Raw genomic sequence first — 834 nt, 5'->3', positions numbered from 1 at the left:
GTCACCGAGAAGATCAACGAGCCGCGGTACCCGTCGTTCAAGGGCATCATGGCCGCGAAGAAGAAGCCGGTGAGCGCGCTGTCGCTGGCCGACGCGGGGATCGACGCCTCCGAGGTGGGCCTGGCCAACGCCGGCTCCCAGGTCGTCGAGTCCGCTCCGAAGCCGCCGAAGTCCGGCGGTGTGAAGGTCACCGACGAGGGAGCCGGCGGCGTGGGAGTCGCCGACTTCCTGGCCGGCGAAAAACTTCTTTGAGTCAACGAGGGTCGTAAGGAGAAAACCGATGTCTGAGGTTCTGGTCCTCGTTGACCACCAGGCCGGTGAGGTCAAAAAGGTCACGCTGGAGCTGCTGACCGCTGCTCGCCGGATCGGTTCACCTTCCGCTGTTGTGGTGGGTGAGCCTGGTACGGCTGACAAGCTCACTGCGGTCTTGGCCCGGTATGGCGCCGAGAAGATCTACGCCGCTGAAGGCTACGGGGTGGATGACTTCCTGGTGACGCCGCAGGTTGACGTGCTGGCCGCACTGGCGGGTTCGGCGAACCCGGCGGCCGTGCTGGTGCCGGCGTCGGTCGACGGCAAGGAGATCGCCGGTCGTCTGGCGATCCGCCTGGACACCGGCCTGCTGTCGGAGGTCGTGGACGTCGACGGTGAGGGCGTCGCGTCGCACTCGCTGTTCGGTGGCACCTACGACGCCAAGGCGAAGGTCACCCAGGGCACCCCGGTGGTCACCGTTCTGCCCGGCTCCATCGAGGCCGAGCAGGCCTCCGGTGCCGCCGCGGTCGAGCAGGTCGAGGTCCCGGCCGCGTCCGGCGCCAAGATCACCGGTCGGCAGCCGGC

The 834-nt window shown here is 68.0% G+C and carries 1 protein-coding gene and 1 pseudogene; both read left to right on the top strand.

Translation table 11 applies throughout. From position 1 onward, the window contains the following. Positions 1-252 (top strand): annotated as a pseudogene (locus tag E1202_RS31145) (electron transfer flavoprotein subunit beta); the annotation flags it as partial. Positions 253-280: 28 nt separating this feature from the next. Further along, positions 281-834 (top strand): electron transfer flavoprotein subunit alpha/FixB family protein (locus E1202_RS31140; protein WP_408007753.1); only part of this gene is annotated, 554 nt, incomplete at its 3' end.

The organism is Saccharopolyspora karakumensis (genome assembly GCF_004349225.1).
Taxonomy (GTDB): domain Bacteria; phylum Actinomycetota; class Actinomycetes; order Mycobacteriales; family Pseudonocardiaceae; genus Saccharopolyspora; species Saccharopolyspora endophytica.
The sequence above is the reverse complement of the archived record's forward strand: the minus strand, read 5'-3'. Positions and strand labels throughout refer to the sequence as shown.